Annotated in this window: 22 protein-coding genes; 7 read left to right on the top strand and 15 right to left on the bottom strand. The window is 58.0% G+C overall.

Translation table 11 applies throughout. From position 1 onward, the window contains the following. Positions 1 to 741, bottom strand: a complete 741-nt coding sequence (locus tag QRN50_RS00950) for a flagellar basal body rod protein FlgF (RefSeq protein WP_003316785.1) — start codon at positions 739 to 741, stop codon at positions 1 to 3. Positions 742 to 1,024: 283 nt separating this feature from the next. On the opposite strand from QRN50_RS00950, the gene QRN50_RS00945 reads away from it, so the two are divergent. Next, entirely contained in the window at positions 1,025 to 1,216 is a 192-nt protein-coding gene (locus tag QRN50_RS00945; protein WP_024639345.1) for a hypothetical protein, read from the top strand. Here the strand turns inward: QRN50_RS00945 and QRN50_RS00940 are convergent, their stop codons facing one another. The 7 genes from QRN50_RS00940 to cynS form a co-directional block, all read right to left on the bottom strand. Beyond that, positions 1,217 to 2,965: a flagellar hook-basal body complex protein gene (locus tag QRN50_RS00940; RefSeq protein WP_096126795.1), complete on the bottom strand. Its 1,749-nt coding sequence runs from the start codon at positions 2,963 to 2,965 to the stop codon at positions 1,217 to 1,219. It abuts the gene before it with no gap. Between the two features lie 197 nt (positions 2,966 to 3,162). Beyond that, entirely contained in the window at positions 3,163 to 4,491 is a 1,329-nt protein-coding gene (gene flgE, locus QRN50_RS00935; protein WP_003404334.1) for a flagellar hook protein FlgE, read from the bottom strand. A gap of 25 nt (positions 4,492 to 4,516) precedes the next feature. Further along, the gene (gene flgD / locus QRN50_RS00930) at positions 4,517 to 5,206 is read right to left on the bottom strand and encodes a flagellar hook assembly protein FlgD (RefSeq protein WP_003404333.1); all 690 of its coding nucleotides are present in this window, start codon (positions 5,204 to 5,206) and stop codon (positions 4,517 to 4,519) included. A gap of 15 nt (positions 5,207 to 5,221) precedes the next feature. Next, complete coding sequence (flgC, locus tag QRN50_RS00925) at positions 5,222 to 5,662, bottom strand: flagellar basal body rod protein FlgC (RefSeq protein ID WP_002554316.1); 441 nt, start codon at positions 5,660 to 5,662, stop codon at positions 5,222 to 5,224. Between the two features lie 3 nt (positions 5,663 to 5,665). Further along, on the bottom strand, positions 5,666 to 6,073 hold the full coding sequence (flgB, locus tag QRN50_RS00920; protein WP_003370068.1) for a flagellar basal body rod protein FlgB: 408 nt from the start codon (positions 6,071 to 6,073) through the stop codon (positions 5,666 to 5,668). A gap of 278 nt (positions 6,074 to 6,351) precedes the next feature. Beyond that, positions 6,352 to 6,825 (bottom strand): nuclear transport factor 2 family protein, encoded by a 474-nt coding sequence (locus tag QRN50_RS00915; protein ID WP_004416966.1) that lies wholly within the window; start codon positions 6,823 to 6,825, stop codon positions 6,352 to 6,354. 10 nt (positions 6,826 to 6,835) lie between these two features. After that, positions 6,836 to 7,303, bottom strand: coding sequence for a cyanase (gene cynS / locus QRN50_RS00910; RefSeq protein WP_003404332.1), 468 nt, complete (start codon positions 7,301 to 7,303; stop codon positions 6,836 to 6,838). A gap of 73 nt (positions 7,304 to 7,376) precedes the next feature. On the opposite strand from cynS, the gene cynR reads away from it, so the two are divergent. Continuing rightward, on the top strand, positions 7,377 to 8,291 hold the full coding sequence (gene cynR / locus QRN50_RS00905) for a transcriptional regulator CynR (RefSeq protein WP_054091707.1): 915 nt from the start codon (positions 7,377 to 7,379) through the stop codon (positions 8,289 to 8,291). A 93-nt stretch (positions 8,292 to 8,384) separates the two neighbouring features. On the opposite strand, the gene cheR is transcribed toward cynR, so the two are convergent. Together cheR and QRN50_RS00895 are read right to left on the bottom strand one after the other, a co-directional pair. Further along, positions 8,385 to 9,212 carry a protein-glutamate O-methyltransferase CheR gene (gene cheR, locus QRN50_RS00900; protein WP_003347319.1) on the bottom strand — a complete coding sequence of 276 codons (828 nt, stop codon included), beginning with the start codon at positions 9,210 to 9,212 and terminating at the stop codon, positions 8,385 to 8,387. A gap of 51 nt (positions 9,213 to 9,263) precedes the next feature. Continuing rightward, positions 9,264 to 10,190: a chemotaxis protein CheV gene (locus QRN50_RS00895; RefSeq protein ID WP_003316772.1), complete on the bottom strand. Its 927-nt coding sequence runs from the start codon at positions 10,188 to 10,190 to the stop codon at positions 9,264 to 9,266. Between the two features lie 77 nt (positions 10,191 to 10,267). Between QRN50_RS00895 and flgA the strand changes: the two genes are divergently transcribed. The 4 genes from flgA to QRN50_RS00875 all read left to right on the top strand — a co-directional run bounded on the left by flgA (position 10,268) and on the right by QRN50_RS00875 (position 12,848). Beyond that, positions 10,268 to 11,026: a flagellar basal body P-ring formation chaperone FlgA gene (gene flgA, locus QRN50_RS00890; protein ID WP_011268462.1), complete on the top strand. Its 759-nt coding sequence runs from the start codon at positions 10,268 to 10,270 to the stop codon at positions 11,024 to 11,026. 161 nt (positions 11,027 to 11,187) lie between these two features. Beyond that, the gene (flgM, locus tag QRN50_RS00885; protein ID WP_003404324.1) at positions 11,188 to 11,502 is read left to right on the top strand and encodes a flagellar biosynthesis anti-sigma factor FlgM; all 315 of its coding nucleotides are present in this window, start codon (positions 11,188 to 11,190) and stop codon (positions 11,500 to 11,502) included. A gap of 49 nt (positions 11,503 to 11,551) precedes the next feature. Beyond that, the gene (locus tag QRN50_RS00880) at positions 11,552 to 12,019 is read left to right on the top strand and encodes a flagella synthesis protein FlgN (RefSeq protein ID WP_003404322.1); all 468 of its coding nucleotides are present in this window, start codon (positions 11,552 to 11,554) and stop codon (positions 12,017 to 12,019) included. 82 nt (positions 12,020 to 12,101) lie between these two features. Then, positions 12,102 to 12,848 carry a flagellar brake protein gene (locus QRN50_RS00875; protein ID WP_003404320.1) on the top strand — a complete coding sequence of 249 codons (747 nt, stop codon included), beginning with the start codon at positions 12,102 to 12,104 and terminating at the stop codon, positions 12,846 to 12,848. A gap of 62 nt (positions 12,849 to 12,910) precedes the next feature. On the opposite strand, the gene QRN50_RS00870 is transcribed toward QRN50_RS00875, so the two are convergent. The 3 genes from QRN50_RS00870 to QRN50_RS00860 form a co-directional block, all read right to left on the bottom strand. After that, positions 12,911 to 14,332, bottom strand: coding sequence for an MFS transporter (locus tag QRN50_RS00870; protein ID WP_011268463.1), 1,422 nt, complete (start codon positions 14,330 to 14,332; stop codon positions 12,911 to 12,913). Between the two features lie 54 nt (positions 14,333 to 14,386). Then, positions 14,387 to 15,628 (bottom strand): glutamine synthetase family protein, encoded by a 1,242-nt coding sequence (locus QRN50_RS00865; RefSeq protein WP_161936290.1) that lies wholly within the window; start codon positions 15,626 to 15,628, stop codon positions 14,387 to 14,389. 202 nt (positions 15,629 to 15,830) lie between these two features. Beyond that, positions 15,831 to 16,742 (bottom strand): methyltransferase domain-containing protein, encoded by a 912-nt coding sequence (locus QRN50_RS00860; RefSeq protein WP_054091705.1) that lies wholly within the window; start codon positions 16,740 to 16,742, stop codon positions 15,831 to 15,833. A gap of 392 nt (positions 16,743 to 17,134) precedes the next feature. On the opposite strand from QRN50_RS00860, the gene QRN50_RS00855 reads away from it, so the two are divergent. Then, positions 17,135 to 17,944, top strand: a complete 810-nt coding sequence (locus tag QRN50_RS00855; RefSeq protein WP_011268466.1) for a glycosyltransferase family 2 protein — start codon at positions 17,135 to 17,137, stop codon at positions 17,942 to 17,944. 63 nt (positions 17,945 to 18,007) lie between these two features. On the opposite strand, the gene QRN50_RS00850 is transcribed toward QRN50_RS00855, so the two are convergent. Both QRN50_RS00850 and QRN50_RS00845 read right to left on the bottom strand, forming a co-directional pair. Further along, positions 18,008 to 18,703 (bottom strand): sensor histidine kinase, encoded by a 696-nt coding sequence (locus QRN50_RS00850; RefSeq protein ID WP_003404311.1) that lies wholly within the window; start codon positions 18,701 to 18,703, stop codon positions 18,008 to 18,010. Continuing rightward, positions 18,700 to 20,301 (bottom strand): tetratricopeptide repeat-containing response regulator, encoded by a 1,602-nt coding sequence (locus QRN50_RS00845; protein WP_011268468.1) that lies wholly within the window; start codon positions 20,299 to 20,301, stop codon positions 18,700 to 18,702. The genes QRN50_RS00850 and QRN50_RS00845 overlap by 4 nt, the downstream gene beginning before the upstream one ends. Positions 20,302 to 20,426: the final 125 nt, after the last annotated feature.

Below are 20,426 nucleotides of genomic sequence, written 5' to 3'. Positions count from 1 at the left end.
TTAGCCAAGTTGCAAGACGCGAGCCATAGACTGATCGTCTTCTTCGGCGGTCTTCATCATCTTGACGTGCAATTCGAATTGACGGGACAAGGCCAGTACCGAGGTCATTTCCTCGACCGCATTGACGTTGCTCGCCTGCAGAAAGCCGGACTCGACCTGAACGGTGGCATCTGCGTCGGCAGGCCGGCCGGTCTTGGTATGGATCAGACCGTCAGGGCCCTTCTCCATGGTCTTCAGGTCAGGCCTGACCAGTTTGATGCGGTCGACCTGCGCCATCACCTGCGGACTCTCGCCCAGCGAACGAATGCTGATCGTGCCGTCGGCGCCGATCTCGATCTGCTGCTGAGGCGGCACGGCAATCGGACCGCCGTTGCCCATAACCGGCAAACCGCTGCCGTCGCGCAACACGCCCAGGGCATCGATGTTCATGCCGGAACTGCGGGTGTAGGCTTCACCGCCGTCAGGCGTCTGCACCGCGATCCAGCCATCACCCTTGACAGCGATGTCCAGCTCACGACCGGTCTGCACCATGGCGCCGGCGGAAAAGTCGGTCCCGGGACGCTCGCTCATGGCGTAGGCACGCGATGGCATGACCTCGCCAAACACCGGCATCGAGCGGGCCTGTTCAAGGTCACGCATGAAACCGTTGGTCGAGACGTTTGCCAGGTTGTTGGCATGAGCCTTTTGCGCGATCGCGTTTTCGGATGCACCGCTCATTGCGACGTAAAGCAACTTGTCCACAGTCTTCCTCCTCCGACAGACGCTTGCCGCCTGTAGCTGTTCTGAAAGGGTTAAAGCAATTTTTGAACCAACTTGTCAGGCTCGATACAAATGCCTGATTAGCCAGTAAAAACCGGCATTCGCCGACGGCCTGAGGAGCGCGCGTCAGCCAATAGCGGCGGTGGACTGCCGCCTGCCGCTTGCCAGACCGGAAACACCGCCAAAAAAACTTCATCGAACTGCGCCGAGAACCGGATCGACAGTGATAACCTTGCCGACACCGCAACCCTGAACGGGAACCGTCATGCCTTTTCGTGCGTGCATCATCGGTATCGCGAGCGCGAGCCTGATGACCCTTGCCCTGCTCTCTCAGGCCGATCCCGCCCACTATTACAAATGGCAGGGCGACAGCCGGATCGTCTGCGCCCAGGCCAGCCCGGGCCCAGGCTGGAAACGCTTGAAAGGCCACTTCATCAAAGCCGACTGCTCGATCTGATCAGGTCGACTGAATCAGCGTCTGCATCAACGTCACTTCGGTGGATATCGCCTTGGAGTTGGCCTGATAGGCCGTCTGGGCCTGGATCAGCGCAATCAGCTCATCGGCCAGCACGACGTTCGAACCCTCCAGCGCGCCACTGACGATACTGCCCAGCGTACCGACGCCCGGCACATCATATTCAGCCACTCCGGAATCAGCGGTGGCGGCCCAGCGTGTATCGCTACGCGGCTGCAAGCCATGGGGATTGGCGAAACTGGCGAGCATCACCTGACCGATATCTTTAGTCATGCCATTGGTAAACCCGGCACGCAGAATGCCGTCCCGGCCAACGTCGAGACTTTTCAACTCCCCTGCCGAATGGCCATCCACGTAGGCGGCGGAGCGCGAACTGGCAGCGTTGTGCTGAAGCAGATGGGTGAAGTCGATGGTGATGCCGTCAGCGCTGCCGGCCGCCCCGTTGGCTATCCAGCGCTCATGACTGGTGCCAGGATCAACCGCCATCACCGGCGACCAGCCCGTGAGTTTCAGCTGATTGCCATTGCTGCTGCTCAGACCCGGACTGCCGGTCAACGACGCAACAGTGCCATGCGAATCGAAGACGATATTCGCTGTCAGCGGCGTGGTGGAAGCGGAGTTCTGCGGGTTTCGATCGTCGATCAGCACGTGCATGCGCCAGCTGTTGGTGCCGTCCTTCACGAAATACTGTTTCAGCTCATGGGTGTTGCCCTGACTGTCAAAAATCTGGTTACCGAACATCCTGCTGTAAGTGTTCAGGTCTGCGGGGTTGAAATCCGGAACCGGCCGATGCATGACCGTATCGCCCGGGTCGAGCAGACTGGCCCCGGCATCGCTCAACGGCAACGAAACAGCCCCGCCGTTCAGCGAGCCGTTCGCCGCCCACGCGCCATTGATCTGCGTGGCAGGTACCCAACCCTGCAAGGCAAATTCGGTGTCCGAGACTTTGCTCAGGTGCTGATCATTGCCGCTGTACGACAGGGAGCCGTCAGGCTTGAGCTCAAGACTCACCTGCAACGGCGCTACGCTGTCGGGATCCACCGGATTGCGCCCGTCCACCAGCACATACATGGACCATTGATTAGCCTCGGTCTTGACGAAATACTGTTTGAGCTCATGATCGGCTGCGGGCACCGGAGTGATGCCCACATCCTGGATGGTCCGGGTGGCGACCCGTGTGAAGGTCGCGGGGTCGGCCGGGTCAAAGGTCGGCAAGCGGGCGAGCGAAGGCAGCGAGGCATCCAGATTGATAGTTTCGGCCACCGTGGTCGTGGCCCTGGCACCGACGTTGGACGTATCGATCTGCAGGTCCGTGCGGATACCACTGGCAATCTCGCCCTTGTCGTTTGCGGCGTAACCCTGCAAGCGCCCGCCATCGCTGTCGACGACAAAGTTGGCAGCATCCTTCAAAAAGGCGCCGGCCCGCGTATAGGCCAGTGAACCCTGATCACTGACCACAAAAAAACCGTTGCCCTGAATACGCATATCCAGGGCATTGCCGGAACTGATCACGGTTTCACCCTGATTGAAATTCTGCTGCACCGAAGCAAGTCGTACGCCATCGCCGACAGCGTGCTGCCCGGCCCCCAACTGTGCGGACGCATATAAAGCAGAAAACTGCGCACGAGACGACTTGAACCCCAGGGTACCGACGTTGGCAATATTATTGCCCGCCACTTCCAGTCGTTTATTGGCAGCATGAATACCGCTGATCGCTGTATTGAATGACATGAGAACTCCCTTGCCGCAAAGGCAATTCATAGAGGAGTTTTATTCTCACATCATCGTGCGTAGGAAGTTTCCAAGTAGGATGCGGGAGCCATCCGTAACTTTCAGCACTAAAAAAGACATAACAAAACACTTTGCAGACACCCATAAAAAAGCCCCTTTTTACAGGGGCTCTTTCAACACGTATCAAACAACGCGTGTTACGTCATCTGAATAGTGGTTTGCATGATGGTGCTTTGTGTGGAAATGGTCTTGGCGTTAGCCTGATAGTTGCTCTGCGCCTTGATCAGGTTAACCAGTTCCATGGTCAGGTCGACGTTGGATTCTTCCAGCGCCTGACCGGTGATGTAACCCAGCGTACCCGACTGTGGAGCGCCGCTCACCGGGACGCCGGAAGCGAACGTTTCACGCCAGTTGGTGCCGCCGGCCTGCGCCAGGCCTTGCACGTTGGCAAAGCTGGTCAGCGACGTCTGGCCGATCACCTGCGACTTGCCGTTGGTGTAAGTGGCGAACAGGTTGCCGCTCGAGTCAACGTTCATGCCGCTCAGCTGGCCAGTGGCGTAGCCATTCTGATCCTGCTTGAGCAGACCGGATACCGAAGCGGTCTGGGTAGTGCTCGACATGTCCAGCTTGATCGAAGCAGCGCCCGTCGCACCGTTGGCTGCCCAGGTAGCTGTCGTGCCAGTACCGACCTGCACGCCAGGCACCCAGTTGCTCACGGCGAATGTACCGTCAGCGTTGAACTTAATGTTGGCGCTGTCGGTAGGAACAGAGCCGCCGGCAGTGGTCACCAGATTGCCCGAGGAGTCGAATGTCAGGTCATTCTTGTCCGGCGCGGTGGACGTCGGATCGGAAATGCTGCGCCCGTCCATCAGGGAATACATCGACCAGGTATTGGTGCCGGTCTTGACGAAATACTGATCCAGGGTGTGCGCATTACCCTGAGTGTCGTAAGTCGGGGTGCTGTACTTGACGTTATAGCTATTGGTATCGGTCGCATCGAACGTCGCAACGGTCGGCAACGCAGTCGTCGAGTTCAGGTTGGCGGAGTTGGTGATCGTGGTCGTCGCCTTGGGCTCCAGATTGGACGCGTTCACACGCAGATCGCTGAGCGCGCCGGTCACCACAGCGCCATTGGCGTCAACGTTGTAACCCTGCAGCTTCATGTTGCTGCTATTGACGACGTAGCCTTCCTTGTCGGTGTGGAATGCACCGGCACGGGTATACAGCTTCTCGCCGTTATTGCTCATCATGAAGAACCCGTCGCCATTGATGGCCAGGTCCAGACTATTAGCTGTTCCGGTGGTCAGGCTGCCCTGAGAGAACTGCTGGGAAACCGCAGCGGTTGTCACACCACTGCCGACGCTGGTATTGCCGGAAGTACCGCGAATCGACTGAGCATATTGATCAGCGAACTCGGCACGTGACGATTTGAAACCGGTTGTCGCGACGTTGGCAATGTTGTTGCCGGTAACGTCGAGACTTTTGTTTGCAGCATAGAGCCCACTAAGGCCGATATTGAAAGACATGTTTCACTCCTGCGCCGTAGCGGCTCTACAATCCGATAGTTTGAACTTTGGACAGGGCGACACTGCCGCTGGCCAGGTTAAGCGTTGTTTCTGCGCCATTGACACCCAGCGTGACACTGTTGACCGTGGCGGGCAGGTAAGTTGAAAACTGTGTGTTCTTGCCTTCGACCGAGCCTTCAGCCTTGAAGCTGTAAGTGCCCGATGGCAGCTGGGTACCGCTTGAGTCCGTACCGTCCCAGGCAAAGCTGGTGGTACCGGCTTTTTGCGTGCCCAGGTCGACACTGTCGACCAGATTCGATTGCGCGTCGTACACCTTGACCGTCGTTAGCGAGCTTTCGCTCGGCACCACGATCGAACCGGTCAGGCCTTTGGTGGTATCGACCGAGGTGCTGCTCGCATCGATGATCACTGAGCGACCGACCAGTGACGAGGCCTGCAAGGCCTGCGACGACTTGTAGCTGCTGGCGATCGTGTCCACCGTCGACGTCAGGTTCTGCATGCTTTCAAGGCTGCTGAACTGCGCCAGTTGCGCCACGAACTGCGTGTTGTCCTGTGGATCCAGCGGGTTCTGGTTCTTCATCTGCGTCACGAGCAACTGCAGAAAAGAGTCCTTGCCCAGCGTGCCGGTAGAATTCGTCGCGGTGGGCGTCGGATTCTGCAGCGTATTCAAAAATGTCGATGAAACGCTGTTTGCTGCGGTGCTATCAACGGCCATAACGTTCGCCTTCTATCACTGACCGAGGGTCAGAACCTTCTGCATCATGGATTTAGCGGTGTTCATGATTTCTGCGTTGGTCTGGAAAGACCGGCTGGCAGAAATCATGTCGGCCATTTCTTCCACGACATTGACGTTGGGGTAGTAGACATACCCGTCCTTGTCAGCGGAAGGATGATTGGGCTCGTAACGTGCTTCCAGGTTCGAGCTGTCTTCGATGATGCCGTTGACCTGAACACCCTGCCCGGCTTCGCCCTGGTCCTGGAACAGCGAACCACCTGTGGACTGCTGACCCTGCATCACGGTGGCGAACACCGGGTGACGGGCGCGATAGGTCTGGTCCATGCTCGAAGACACGGTCTCGGCGTTGGCGATGTTACTGGCCGTGGTGTTCAGACGCGTGGTCTGGGCACTCATGGCGCTACCGGCAATGTTGAACACATTGGCTAGTGACATGAATTATTCTCCGCGAAGGGCTGCAACCAGCCCCTTGAACTTGCTGTTGAGCAATGTGAAGCTGGCCTGGAAGCCCATGGCGTTCTCGGTGTAGCTGGCCTGCTCGACCTGGGAATCAACGGTGTTCTGGTCCAGCGAAGGCTGCGACGGCGTGCGATACATCAGCGTCCCGTCGTCATTGCCCATGCCCTCGGCTTCGATATGGCGGCTGTTGGTCTTGTTCAGCGCGAAGTGACCGTTCTGGACCTTGTCGTTTTCGGCAGCCAGCACCGAAGAGAAGTCCAGATCGCGAGCCTTGAAATTCGGGGTGTCGGCGTTGGAGATGTTGTTGGCCAACACCTCTGCACGCTGAGCCCGGAAGTTCAGAGCCTTTTCATGTATGCCTAGCGCTTTATCGAAGCTGATGCTCATTTCGGGAAACCTTTGCCGGTTGACCTGATTCTGTTGTTACTGACAAAGCAATCGGCGTGCCATGTTGTAAAAGCCAATGTTTGCAGGGTCCACAGGCGGCGGCGAGGCGGCAATGCCAGAAAAGCGGCAAGGCATTTCCGCTGTGGAGGGGTAAAGCGGCAAGGTGGGTGCCGTTTTTTTGCCAGTACCGGCTTGCCGCCTGGCAATCGTGGCCCTTCATCATTGCCTCAACCGGACACCCAATAAAAAAGAGACCCGAAGGTCCCTTTGACGATTGATCAGAGGCCAAGCTCGCTCAACCCCGGGTGATCATCCGGTCGGCGCCCCAGCGGCCAATGGTATTTGCGCTCGGACTCGGCGATCGGCAAATCATTGATGCAGGCAAAGCGCCGTTGCATGAGGCCGTTTGCAGCGAACTCCCAGTTTTCATTGCCATACGAACGGAACCAGTTGCCGGAGTCGTCATGCCATTCGTAGGCATAGCGCACGGCGATGCGGTTATCGGTGAATGCCCAGAGCTCCTTGATCAGCCGGTAGTCCAGTTCCTTACGCCACTTGCGTTCCAGAAAGGCCTGGGCCTCTGCGCGACCATTGACGAACTCGCTGCGGTTACGCCAGTAGGTGTCTTCGGTGTAAGCCAGTGCGACTTTCGCCGCATCGCGTGAATTCCAGCCATCCTCGGCGCCACGGACTTTCTGGACTGCAGTCTCCAGGGTGAAGGGTGGCAATGGCGGTCTTCCTTTATCACTCATCTCAGCGTCCTCAGAACGGTTTGTAGGGCAGGAATTTTCCATCGAGGGTGATCACGGCTCGCTCTCCCCCTTCCGGATCGTCGACTTTCTTGATGTCGAGCTTGAAGTTGATTGCGCTGATGATGCCGTCGCCGAACTGCTCATGCACCAGTGCTTTCAGCGTTGTGCCGTAGACCTGAACCATTTCATGGAAGCGGTAGATGGTCGGGTCGCTGGAGACGTCTTCGACATTGCCGCGCAACGGGATGGTTTGCAGTTCGGCGACCGCGTCCCGGTCCAGTCCGAGACGCTCGGCGACCACCTCGGCCACCGCCTGCGGCAAAGGGTGCTGCCCAAGCAATGCAGCGGTGACATACACCACGCTCAACCCCGTACCTTCTGCAAGTCCCGCCCAGGTCAGGTTCTTCGCAGTCTTGGCCTGCAGCACACGTTCAGTCAGATGCTGGCGCGGCGCTCGGGAAATATTGCTGTGCGGCATAGGTAACCCTCCGGAATGAATTCACATCACTCACAGGATCGGCAACTATCACCATAAGATCCAAGACTGATTTATGATCATCGCCATAACCCTGACTTATGGTGATGCTGTGCTGTTACGCCATATACGTTATTTGCTGGCAGTCGCCGACCATGGCAATTTCACCCGGGCGGCCGAGGCCCTGCATGTCTCGCAACCGGCGTTGTCGCAACAGATCAGGCAGCTGGAAAGCAGTCTGGGTGTGCAACTGTTCGACCGCACCCGCCGCAGCGTCGTGCCGACCGATGCCGGCCGCGTGTATCTGGACCACGCGCGTCGCTGCCTGCTTGAGCTGGATGCCGGGAAGCGTGCGCTCAACGATGTCAGCGACCTGTCACGCGGACAATTGCGCCTCGGCGTCACGCCTACCTTCAGTGAATACCTGATAGCGCCGCTGATCGACCGCTTCAGCGCGCTGTATCCGGGAGTGGCAATCATCCTCACGGAGCTGCCTCTGGAGCAGATTACCGAGGCACTGATCAGTGACGCGCTCGATCTGGCCATCGGTTTTGCCGGCAGTCACGCTGTCGAGATAGACAGCCAGCCGCTGTTCGATGAACAACTGTGCCTGGTCATGGCCAAACCTGCCTCCGAGAAGCAGGCCGCGCTGACACTTGAGGACCTGCAAGCGCTTCGCTTCGCCTTGCTGGCCCCCGGATTTGCCACTCGCCAGCTGCTGGATGCCTGGTGCCAGATGCAGAACTTCAAGCCGATCATTGGCCTGGAAGCGAACTCGATTGCCATTTTGCTCAAGGTCGTCGCCCAGGGCCGCATGGCGACCATTCTTCCCGATGCCATCGTTCGCAAGCAGCCCGGGTTGTGCGAAGTCCAGACGATCCCTGCCCTGCCTGGGCGAACGGTTGCGCTGCTGCGGCGTAAAAACGGCTACCAGAGCGCCGCCGCCAAGGCTTTTGCAAAACTGGTGAACGGCAGTAGTACGCAAACCTGAGCCCGATGGGCAGACGGTCAGAGCTATTTTCGACCGCGCACAAAAAAAGAGACCCGAAGGTCTCTTTGTTCATGACAGGCCACTGACAGACCGTCACTTGGCCTTGTAGATGATCCCGGGGCTGCACTGAACCATCTGATAGTGATCCGGCAAACCATTGAGCGCTTCGGAAGCCCCGAGAAACAGGTAGCCGCCTGGCTTGAGCGTGCCGTGGATGCGCAGCAGGATGTCTTTCTTCACTTCGGCGGAGAAGTAGATCAATACGTTACGGCAGAAAACGATGTCGAACTTGCCCAGCGAGGCGTAGCTGTCGAGCAGGTTGAACGAGCGGAACTCCACACGACTCTTGATCGGCGCCTTGACCACCCAGCGGCCCGGACTTTTTACGTCAAAAAAGCGCTGCAGACGGTCCGGCGACAGGCCGCGACCGATGGCCAGGCTGTCGTACTCGCCGGTCTTGCAGTTATTGAGCATCAAGCCCGACAGATCGGTTGCGACGATCTGCACGCCCGATTTGAGCTGTCCCTGATTGGCTCGCTCGAACTCATCGATGGACATCGACAGCGAATACGGTTCCTGACCCGACGAACAGGCGGCCGACCAGATGCGCAGACGCTGACCAGGACTGGCCTTGATCTGCTCGGGCAAAACCTTGTTCTTCAACACTTCGAACGGATAGGTGTCGCGAAACCACAGGGTTTCGTTGGTGGTCATCGCATCGACCACCTGCTCGCGCAAACCACTGCGCGGCTGGGTCTGAATGCGCTGGACCAACTCGCCAAGCGACTTGATGCTTTGCTGCTCCATCAATTTGTTGAGGCGGCTGGACACCAGGTACTGCTTGTTTTCCCCAAGCAGAATGCCACAGGCTTTTTCCAGAAATACCCGGAACTGATCAAAATCCAAATTACCCGTAGACAAAGTGCCGCCTCTCAAATCATGTGAATCACCGGGGACGACGCCCCCGGCTGGTTATTCTGCTGCCTTGATCCGCGCAACGACCCTGGCCGCCAGATCATCAGGCCTGAATTTCGCGAGAAAATCATCCGCGCCGACTTTCTTGACCATCGCCTGGTTGAATACCCCTGACAGCGAGGTATGCAAAGTGATGTGCATCTTCTGCATGCGTGGATCATTGCGTATTGCTGCGGTAAGGGTATAGCCATCCATCTCCGGCATTTCAATGTCGGAGATCATCATCAGGAACTCTTCTTCAGGTTTTTTGCCTTCTGCGACCATCTTGAGCAGGTAATCCAGCGCCTGACGACCATCGTTGAGCGCTACGACTTCCACCCCGACGGTTTCCAGGCAGCGGCTCACCTGCTTACGGGCCACCGACGAGTCGTCGACCGTCAGCACGCGAAGGGAGACAGCCTTGTGCTGAACCTCGGCGTCAATGACACCGACCGAGATTTCTTCGGACACTGGCGCGACTTCGGCGAGAATTTTCTCGACGTCGATGATTTCCACCAGCTGGTTATCAACCCGGGTCACGGCGGTCAGGTAATGATCGCGCCCGGTGCCCTTGGGTGGTGGATGAATCTCTTCCCAGTTCATGTTGACTATGCGTTCGACAGAATGCACCAGAAAGCCCTGAACCTTGGTGTTGTACTCGGTAATGATGACGAAGGAATTAACCAGCGAAATCATCCCTGTGGAACCTGTCGCCATTGCCAGATCCATGATCGGGATCGTGCCGCCACGAATATTGGCCACGCCCCGAACGATCTTGCTCGATTTGGGCATGATGGTGAGTTTCGGGCATTGCAGTACTTCTTTTACCTTGAAGACGTTGATCCCATAGAGCTGCTTGCCGTCGAGACGGAACAAGAGCAGCTCCAGGCGATTCTGACCCACCAGCTGAGTTCGCTGGTTTACCGAATCCATTACACCTGCCATGCCGAACCCCCTTACAAAATGACCGCCGCCCAGACACCAGATCAACAAGCGGCACGGGCTTTGCTATTTATTACTTCATGAACGCAAAGACGACAATTTCTCGACACCTCGCATTAGAAACCCGCAGGCTTCTGTGCGCAATCGCCCTGCTGTGCCTTTCCAGCACGGTGACCCTCGCTCGTGCCGAGAATTTCACACTGCCTGAGCAGCTTATCGGCGTCACCCAAGGGTTTCTTGAGTTCACAGTAGAAGACTATTTGGCAACCAACCAGATTGACGGGCGTCATGAGATACAGGTCAAGCAGCTCGACCCGCGTTTAAGGATGGGTGCCTGCGACAAGGATTTGACAGCCACACTGGAAAGTCCGCGCCCGGTTGGCCGGGTTACCGTGCGGGTACGCTGCGAAGGTTCTTCGCCCTGGACGGTGTTTGTGCCCGCCCAGGTGTTGCTGTATCGCAACGTCGTGACCGTGATGCGCCCGCTCAAACGTGACGCGATCGTCACCGAAGAAGACGTTGCGATGCGCGAGCGGGATGTCAGCAGCCTGGGTCAGGGTTTCCTGGCATCGCTGGATCAGGCAGTCGGTCAGAAGGTTGTCCGACAGATGGTCATCGACCAGGTCATCACCCCGGTGGCGCTTGAGCAGCCACAAATGATTCACAAGGGCGATCAGGTGGTGATCATCGCCCGCAGCGGCTCGCTGGCGGTGCGCATGCCCGGCGAAGCGATGTCCGATGGAGGCTTCAACGAACAGATACGGGTGAAAAACCTCAATTCCCAGCGGGTGATCAAGGCAAGTGTCACCGGCCCAGGGCAGGTGGAAGTCGCTATGTAGTGCATTGATGGTGGCGCGAAGGGTGTGTTTTTTTTAGACTGCGGGGAATGCCCGACGGCAAATGTCGTCTATTGGGAAGCTTTCTCACAATCAGCCTAAAGTTTGATGGGGGTTGGCCGAAAACAAGGCAAGCGTCCAAACACCCAGAGGTTTTTTCAATCATGGTCATAGATTTCAGTCGCCTTAACAACTCACAGTCTGTTGCCGGTGCTTCACGTACCAGCGCCAGTAAAGACACCGCCAAAACCGATGCTCCAGCCCCTGCCGTCACCGCAGGTGTCAAAAGCACCGGGGAAACTTTTTCCTTGAGCAGTGAGGCTCAACAGTTGCAGAAAATCACGGACAAGCTGACCGATCTGCCAACCGTCAACAGTGCTCGGGTTGCCGAGCTCAAACAGGCCATCGCCGACGGTAGTTACACAGTGGACAGCAACCGTGTCGCCAGCAAACTGTTGAATTTCGAAACCCAACGCTAAGCCAAGGCTGGCGCTGGATATTCTGGACGCTTAAAAACCAGAGCATGCGATGCAAGACACTACTTTGCTGCAGATGATCACTGACGACATGGTTTCGGCCCGACAGCTTCTTGAGCTGTTGCAGGCCGAATCACTGATTCTTCACGGCCGCGACATGGGCGAGATGGAGCAGGTGCTGGCGCAGAAACAGGCGCTGGTCATTCTTCTCGACCAGCATGGTCGCAAACGTAGCCAGGTGCTTGCGGGCATGGGGCTGCCTGCCAATCGCAGTGGTCTCCAGCAACTGGCCAGCCAGTCGGATATCGGTGAGCAATTGCTGCTGGCCGCCGACGAACTGAATACGTTGATCAACGAATGCCAGACGCTCAACGAGCGCAATGGTAGTCTGATCCAGTTGCAACAGGTCAGTACCGCTCACCAGCTTCGCATCCTGAACGGTGGCGATACGCCTACACTCTATGACAGCCGCGGATCGACTGCGCTTAGAGCAAAACCACGCCCTCTGAGCCAGGCGTAACTTCCTGTATCAAGGTTTCGTGCATAGTGGCAGAATGCCTGCTGTTGCGTTGCCGTAGTATTTTGCCTGGAGATTCAAGAACGTGAATGGCTCAAGCGCGGACGATGCTCCGCAGCCCCCGAAGGTTCTCAATACACCTTTGGAAATTGCCGCTAACCTGCGGCTGCTACTCGAGAGTCATGATCCTCTGATCATTACCTTTCACGAGCGTCCCCAGCGCTTTCAGAGTTATCTGCTTGAAGTCGACCGTGACAACAACGTCATGGCCCTCGACGAAATGATCCCCCGCGATGGCGAACGCTTTCTGAGCAACGGCGAATCCTTCCGTGTCGAAGGCTTTCATGACGGCGTGCGGATTGCCTGGGAAAGTACTGCGCAGATGGACATCCTCAGCACCGACGGTCAACGCATGTACCGCGGCCCGATGCCTGAGGAAGTGGTTTATCACCAGCGCCGCAACGCCTTCCGGGCCGCGCTGAAGCTGGCGCAGCTGGTCGACGTCGAAATCGGCGGTGACCGCCTGAAATTCACGCTGGCCGGCAAGCTGCTGGATATTTCTGCCACCGGTTGCAAATTGCGCTTCGAGGGCGACGTGTCCGATCGCATGCAATTGGGCCAGGTATACGAGCGTTTCGTTGCCAAGCTGCCTTTCGGCGCCATGACAGCACCTGTCGAGTTGCGCCACCTGCATTTCGAAGAACGATTCAACACCACCTTTGCCGGCGTGCGCTTCCACAACATGAGTGGGCTGGTGCAGCGTCAGGTCGAACGTTTCGTCTATCAGTTACAGCGCGAAGCACGGCGCTTCGACAAAGACGACGACTTCTGACGCTCACCTGAATCCCCCGGCGATTGCGGCATTGCTGCCGCAATCGTGCACTGCCCTACCCCTCAGGCCTTCCAGGTCTCGCTTTCACGCTCGCGTTCATGCTCATCGGCTTCGGTTGTTTCCGCACCTGCAGCCGGCTCGCTCTGCGCCAGAACCTCGCTTTCTGCCTCGGCCTCTGCTTCAGACACCACCTCGGGATCCGCCTCTGGCTCAGGCTCAACGGTTGCCTGCATCTGCTCCTGAACCACCTGCTCATCGACACGCGGGTCAAGTGCAACCACCAGTGGCGAACTGGACATACTGTCCGGCATCGCAACGTGGTGCAGCGGTGCGTTTTCGACCTGGTGCAGGTGAGTGACCGCCTTGGGCCTGATCAGCAGCACCAGAATCACACCCGCGCCACAGACGAACGCATAGAGCATGTGCCCGCCAAACAGCTTCATCACCACACCTGCGGCCAACGGACCGATACTGGCGCCAATGCCATAGGTCATGAGCAACATGGCCGTCAGCGACACCCGGCGCTCGGCCTCGACGTGGTCATTGGCGAAGGCCACTGCCAGTGGATAGAGGCAGAACTGCATCAGCGAAGCCAGAAACCCGACACCGAACAGCACCTCGACCGGCACGCTGGGAAACACCGCCAGCGGTAACGACGCCACCACCAGGGCGGCGGCAAAGATACGCATCAGTACGGAACGGTCATAGCGGTCGGACAGCAGGCCCAACGGCCACTGCACCAGAAACCCGGCCAGAATGCAGCAGCCCATGAACAGACCGACCTGCTCGGTGGACAGCCCCTGCTCGGCGGCGTAGACCGGCGCCAGGCCGTAGAACGAACCGATTATCAGACCGGCGCCCAGTACCGCCGTCAACGACTGCGGCACACGTTTCATGAAGAAGCGCGGCTCCAGTGGTGCCGGATGCAGAGGCGCCGGGTGAATCGCCCGGGTCATGGCGACGGGCACCAGGCACAGTGCGAAACACAGCGCTACCAGCATCAGCAGCTCAGGCCCCAGTTGCGGGTGCACCACCAGCACCAGCTGACCCAGTACCAGCCCCAGGTAGGATGCAATCATGTAGCCGCTGAAGACCATGCCGCGCTGTTTGGCGGCCGCCTGCTCGTTCAGCCAGCTCTCGATGACCATGTATTGGCACATCATGCCCAGACCGACGATCACCCTCAGCACCAGCCAGGCGGGCAACCAGCTGATCAGGCCATGCCCCAGCACCGCCGCACCGACAATGCCGGCACAGGTGGCGTAGGCGCGAATATGTCCGACACGGCCGATCAGGCGGTGACCGATCTTGCCGCCCAGCACCAGACCGAAATAGTTGGCGGCCATCAACGCACCGACCCACAGGCTGTCAACCTGATCGGCCGCCAGGCGCAGGGCCAGATAAGTGCTCAGCAGACCCGAGCCGATCAACATCATCAACGAGGCAAAATAAAGCGCTCGAAAGGACTTCCAGATTTGGCGCATCAACTTTCCAAAAATAGGGAGTCGCCCGACTGGGCGAGCCCGACACTGCGATTCTTAAACCTGAGCAGCCAGCACGCGCCGTTCCCAGGGGGTTATCTCGTCGAAAAAACTGGTCAGTTCCAGGGCCTTCGACGCAATGTAGCCTTCGATGAATTCATGACCAAACAGTTCCTTGGCCAACTGACTGCTTTTCAGACGCTCCAGAGCAGCGTGCAAGGTACACGGCAGTAACAATTCTTCCGGCACCTCCAGTTCGCCCTGCAGCGGCGGCGTCGGTTCCAGTCGCTGCTCGATGCCGTGCAACCCGGCCGCCAGACTTGCAGCGATGGCCAGATAGGGATTGGCGTCAGCGCCCGGCAGACGATTCTCCACCCTTCTGGCCGCCGCTGCACTCGACGGAATACGTAATCCGGCAGCGCGATTGTCGTAGGACCAGCAAGCGTTGTTGGGCGATGCATAAGGATGGCACAGGCGCTGGTAGGAATTCACATTGGGCGCGAACAGCGCGGTGAAGTCCGCCATGCAGGCTTGCTGGCCGGCAATGAAATGACCAAACGTGTCGCTCGGCTCACCCTGCGCATCACTGAATACATTCACTGCGCCCTCTGCTGCCACCACGCTCTGATGGATATGCATCGAACTGCCCGCCGTATGGGCGAGCGGTTTGGCCATGCACACCACGATGAGCCCGTGTTTGAGCGCAACCTCCTTGAGCAGGTGCTTGAACAGAAAAGTCTGATCGGCCAGCAGCAGCGGATCGCCATGCAGCAGGTTGATCTCGAACTGGCTGACACCCATCTCGTGCATCACCGTGTCACGCGGCAGCCCCAGCGCTGCCATGCAGGCATACACCTCGGCAAAAAAAGTCCGCAAGCCGTTGTTGGAGCTGACGCTGAATGCCGAGTGCCCCTGTTCGCGTCGCCCGTCCAGCCCGGTCGGCGGCTCGAATGGATAAAGCGGCTCGGGATTGGGCGCGAAGACAAAAAACTCGAGTTCGGTGGCCACCACTGGCACCAGGCCCCGCTCGGCATAACGGCCAATAACTGCCTTGAGCTGATTGCGGGTGGAGAGCATGCACGGCTGGCCATCGAGGTCCTGCGCATCACAGATGGCCAAGGCACGCGGCGAGGTGCTCCAGGGCAGCCGGTGGAGCTGCTGCGGATCACTGATCAGTGCCAGATCGCCGTCGTCACTGCCGTAAAAGCGCGCCGGCGGATACCCGCCCATGATGCATTGCAGCAACACGCCGCGCGCCAGCTGCAAACGGCGACCTTCGAGAAAACCTTCAGCCGTCATTACCTTGCCGCGCGGTACACCGTTCAAATCCGGGGTTACACACTCCACTTCATCAATGCCCATCAGCATTTCTTTCTGCGAATGGGGGTCATTGCCTGTCATGGGTCAGTCCTTTTAGTTGAGCAGCAGACGCCAAGCTTCAACCTTCAGACTGCAATCTTCAAGCACCGCGCTCCAGGCTGCCGGCCTGCCGCTAAGCGTGTCAGAGAACCGGGTTATGGAAAGGTGTCCCGGTCACTTCGATGAACTCCTTTCGGTAGTCTTCGTTTTCCGGGTCGACCACAAGGGCCTGGCGCAGGAATTCGACGCCTTCGGCCACATTGCCCAACTGACGACTCAGGGCGCCGGCGAGGTGCAGCCTGGTGGCATCGAAAAAATTGAATGACAGCATGATCTTGGTCAGCGTCAACGCGTTCTCGAGCTTGCCCGCCATCAACAACTGGTTGAACTGGGTATTGAAGTCGCCGAGATCCTGCCACTTTTCGGCAGACAACCCTTCGACTTTGCGGAGCACGACGGTGTGGCCGTTGCCCACTTTCGAATCGGTCTCTTCGACGCACTCGATGTACCAGCAACCCAGGCCTGACGAGTTAACGTAATTCACAGCACGAAGCATGCTTTGCAGGGAAAAGACCTGATAGTGACCGCGCCATTCACCTTCCGTGACGGTGGTCATGTCGACCTTGTTTTCATAGTCCTCGATCATCTGCGTCAGCGTCGTCAAACGACGCGCCCGATCGGTCTTGGCTGCCGTGCGCTTGGGAAAGATGCAGAAGAATACCCCGCCGTTCTTCAGCACTCTGAAGGATTCGACGTACGCAGAAAACAGATTGGGGACGTGCTCGATGACGTGCGAGCTGATCAGATAGTCAACCGACGAGTCTGGCGTATGGATGCATTGAAAATCGCCCAGCATGTCGACCTTCGAAACGTCGCCCGACACTTTCATCTGCTCGACGAAGTACTGCTGATAGTCTTCCATGTCGCGGGGGTGCAGAAAATCGACACCGTTGCACGGCGCAACGTTGAGGCAATGGGCAAGGTTGAACGCGTTGTGAGCCGCTGCGCCCAACTCTATTCCGTGCCCCTGGCAGTACTTTTTAGCTAACAGCATCACCCACCCACCGCTCATCGTGATATCGAATACAGCCTTTCAACGATTTCGGCGGTGCCCGCTAAAACTTTAACCGGCGCCTCCCCCTGGCCTTGGCGCACCAGCAATTGGCGCAAATATTGCAAACCACCGCGTACATACGTCGATTTACGTCAGCGCAGGCCTGAACTGACCGCCACGCTGCGACGCCAATCAACAACAATCACGCTAGGCTCTGTACGAAAAGTCGGCGAGCGAAGGTCAGGCGAGGCAAAAACAGGCGAGGAACGGCCGGGGTCGCGTTCGACTCTACGTGTTGTAAATGAGCATTCCGAGCCTGTTTTTAACGAAGCATCACCGAGCGCAGCCACTTTTCGTACGGAGCCTAACGCCCAAGAGAACAGAGGATCACCATGATCAATGGTCAAAAGGTTGGCTGCGGAATCGTCACCTACAACCGTCCTGCGCTGCTGAAAAAACTTTACGATTCCCTGCCTGCCGAGATCATCGACTGCGTTGTCATCATCAATGACGGCGATGTATATCCGGAGTTTTCCGCGTATGACAGCGAGGTCTTCTTCAACAACGAAACCAACCTCGGCGTTGGAAAATCCAAGAACAGAGCCTTGTCGCGACTCATGGATGCCGGGTGCGAGCACCTGTTCCTGATTGAAGACGACATCTATATAAAAAGCCCGGAAGTATTCGAGCTTTATATTCTGACCTCGACGCTGACCGGCATTCAGCACCTCAACTACAGCCAGCATGGTCTGATGAACAAGACGCCGTCCGGCGAGGCCAACGCGGTGTACCGGATTGACTACGGCAATGGCATCAACCTGCCCTTGTACCGCCATTGCGTCGGTGCGTTTTCCTACTACTCCAGACGCAGTCTGGAAGCCGCCGGCCTGATGGACGAGACGTATCACAACGCCTTTGAACACGTCGATCACACACTGGCCATCATCAACCAGAACATGCACCCGCCTTTCTGGTTTTTTGCCGACATCGATAATTCGCAACTGTACCTGGGGGACGAGCCCTGGACGCTCGAAGGCTCAACGATTTCGTCCGACACCCTGCACCGCAAAAACGCCCTCGCGGCCATTGAACACTTCACGCTCAAGCACGGCTGCGAACCGGTCAGACATCCGTTGGCGTCTGATCAGGAACTGATGGACAGCCTGAACAGCATCAAACAGAACTTCGGATTGAATATCTAAACGCCGAACCAGCCCCGCAATCCTGACAAGGCGTTGCGGGGTACTCGTTGCAAGGCCGCTGCCTCAGGGCAGGGTCATACTGAACATCGCCCCGCCCAGCACCCCGCCGTTGGCGATTTCAATGCGTCCGCGCATGCCGTTGCGTACATGCAACTGGGCAATGTGTGCAGCGAAGTACAAGCCCAGGCCAGTACTGCCGCTGCCCTGGTTGATGCCCTGCACGTATTCGGTCTGGCGCTCGATCAGATACGCCGGGTAACCGGGGCCGTCGTCATTGATGGTGATCTTCAACTGCCCGCCTTCATCACCAACACTGACAACGATCTGCTCACGGGCGAAACCGATGGCGTTGACGATGATATTGCCCACCACCGAGCCGATCAGTTCGCGGTCGAAAAAGCCCAGGGGGCTTGCCACATCGATCGCATGACGGGCGGCAATGCCGCGGCTGCCCAGCACGTCCTGATGATGGGCCAGTTGCGCTTCGATGAAATCGTCCAGTTCGTGGTAATCCGGACGCAACGGCATCTGGTTGACACCCAGTTTATAGAGGCCGAGCAACTGCACGAGCATGCCATTGAGGTTGGCAAACTCATAGTCGATGACGCCGTGCTCCGGCGTGTCACGCTGCTGCACCGAAAGCTTCGCCTGCCATTGGCTGTGCGCCTGGGTCAGCGTCGCCAGCGAGTTCTTCATGTCGTGCACCGTGGAGGCGATCACCATGGAAAAGTCGAGGCCCTGCTCTGTCTCTTCATTCATGCGCTGAACGCCCTCTCCCTGAGTTTGTGGTAGCGCTCATAGCGTGGATCGCTTTCCGGGATCTTGCCCAGCATGGTCAGGCTGGCACGACACTCGTCAATTCCGGCCTGGCCTAGATCCTGTCCAGGGTGAAGCAGCGACTGCACCATGTTCAGCACGATACTGATGTTCTTCGGCTGCAAGCCAAGCGCACTGCGGAAAAATGCCTGTGCTTCGGTGAGGTTGCCGGCCTTGTAGCTGCGCACGCCTTGCAGGTTGAAATCGACAGCCGCCTTGCTGGCCCCCAGAATCGCCGGATCATCGGTCATGCTGGCAATGCTTTTCATCACCGCAGGATCGTCGCCATAGGCTCCCGCACAACTCTTCAAGACGCCGGCACCGGCCTCTTCCTGACCGAGCTGCTTCAGTTGCGCAGCCACCATCAGTGCGGCGTCGGCACTGAGCACCTGCTCCATGCCATCCAGTCTGGCCATTGCCTGCTCGGTGAGCTTGGCTGCGGCTTCCGGGTCCGAATGCTGCAGGCTGGCCGCCTTCATCAGCCGGGTGCGCACTTGCAGACCTTGATCGTCGCCATGCTCCTTGGCAACGTCGACGAGGGCGTTGTTGATCTCGACGCGGGTGCGCGCATCAAGACCCTGATCGCCGCCCTTGCTGATCAACGCGTGAGCCAGCCCCAGATTGGTTTCCGGATCCTTGAAACGCGAATGCTGACCTTGGGAGACGGCCTGGCGATAGGCCTTGGAGGCACTTTCGAAGTCCTCGTTGCCCAGCGCTAGCTTGCCCAGCAGCTTCTGTCGACGCACCGCCAGCGGCGACAGGCGCACTGCGCTTTCCAGCACAGACTGCGCGCGTTTGCCATCGCCAAGCGCCACCAGCACATCAGCGAGGCCATCGAACAGCGCAGGCATGGTCGGAAACGCCTTGATCGCCTGCTCGTAGACAGCCTGTGCCTCGGCGGTCTTGCCGCGCTTGAGCAGCAGGCTGCCCAATGCACCGTAAGCCCACGGCGTGGCCCGATCAGCCAGAATGGTCTTGAGGAACGCTTCCAGGGGCTCGTTCTGCTTCAGATCACGCAAGGCATCGGCCTTGTAACGCAGGCACAACGGCGCATAACGCGGGTCCTGCTCGATCAGCTTGTCGCACGCGGCCAGCACCTCGGCCGGCTTGCGACGGTCGAGGGCCTGCAGAATCGGCTTGAGCAAGGTCTTGCGCTGCACCAGCTTTTCCAGCCGCTGGGCCAGCCCGGCGCGGTTGAACGGCTTGGTCAGGTAACCATCCGGCTCCCACTCAAGCGCACTCATGACCATCGCCTGACTGTTTTCGGCAGTGACCATGATGAATACGCTTTCGTAACTCAGCAGCCGCTCGATCATCAGGTCTTCCAGCACCTGCTGGCCGTTCTTGCGGCCATCACCCAGGTTGAAATCGTGCAGCACGAAGTCATAACGCTTTTGCGAGCACATGCGCAGAGCCTGCTCACCGGTATCGGCGGTGTCCACTTCCTTGACGCCCAGCTCACGCAGCATCGATCTCACTGAACTGCGAAAGTCAGAGAAATCATCAACGATAAGAAAGCTTTTTTGGTTGTACGCCAGCATCCGGATTCCTGCACAGGAGAGGGGTGAAAATATGAGACCCGTGGCCTGAAAACGATTCAGGCCCGACTCGGCAGCCCATTTTTCAGGACGCACATAATAACTGATGGCAAAGCGCCACAATACGA

The sequence above is a fragment of the Pseudomonas sp. MEJ108 genome (assembly GCF_030208985.1).
Classification (GTDB): domain Bacteria; phylum Pseudomonadota; class Gammaproteobacteria; order Pseudomonadales; family Pseudomonadaceae; genus Aquipseudomonas; species Aquipseudomonas fragariae.
The sequence above is the reverse complement of the archived record's forward strand: the minus strand, read 5'-3'. Positions and strand labels throughout refer to the sequence as shown.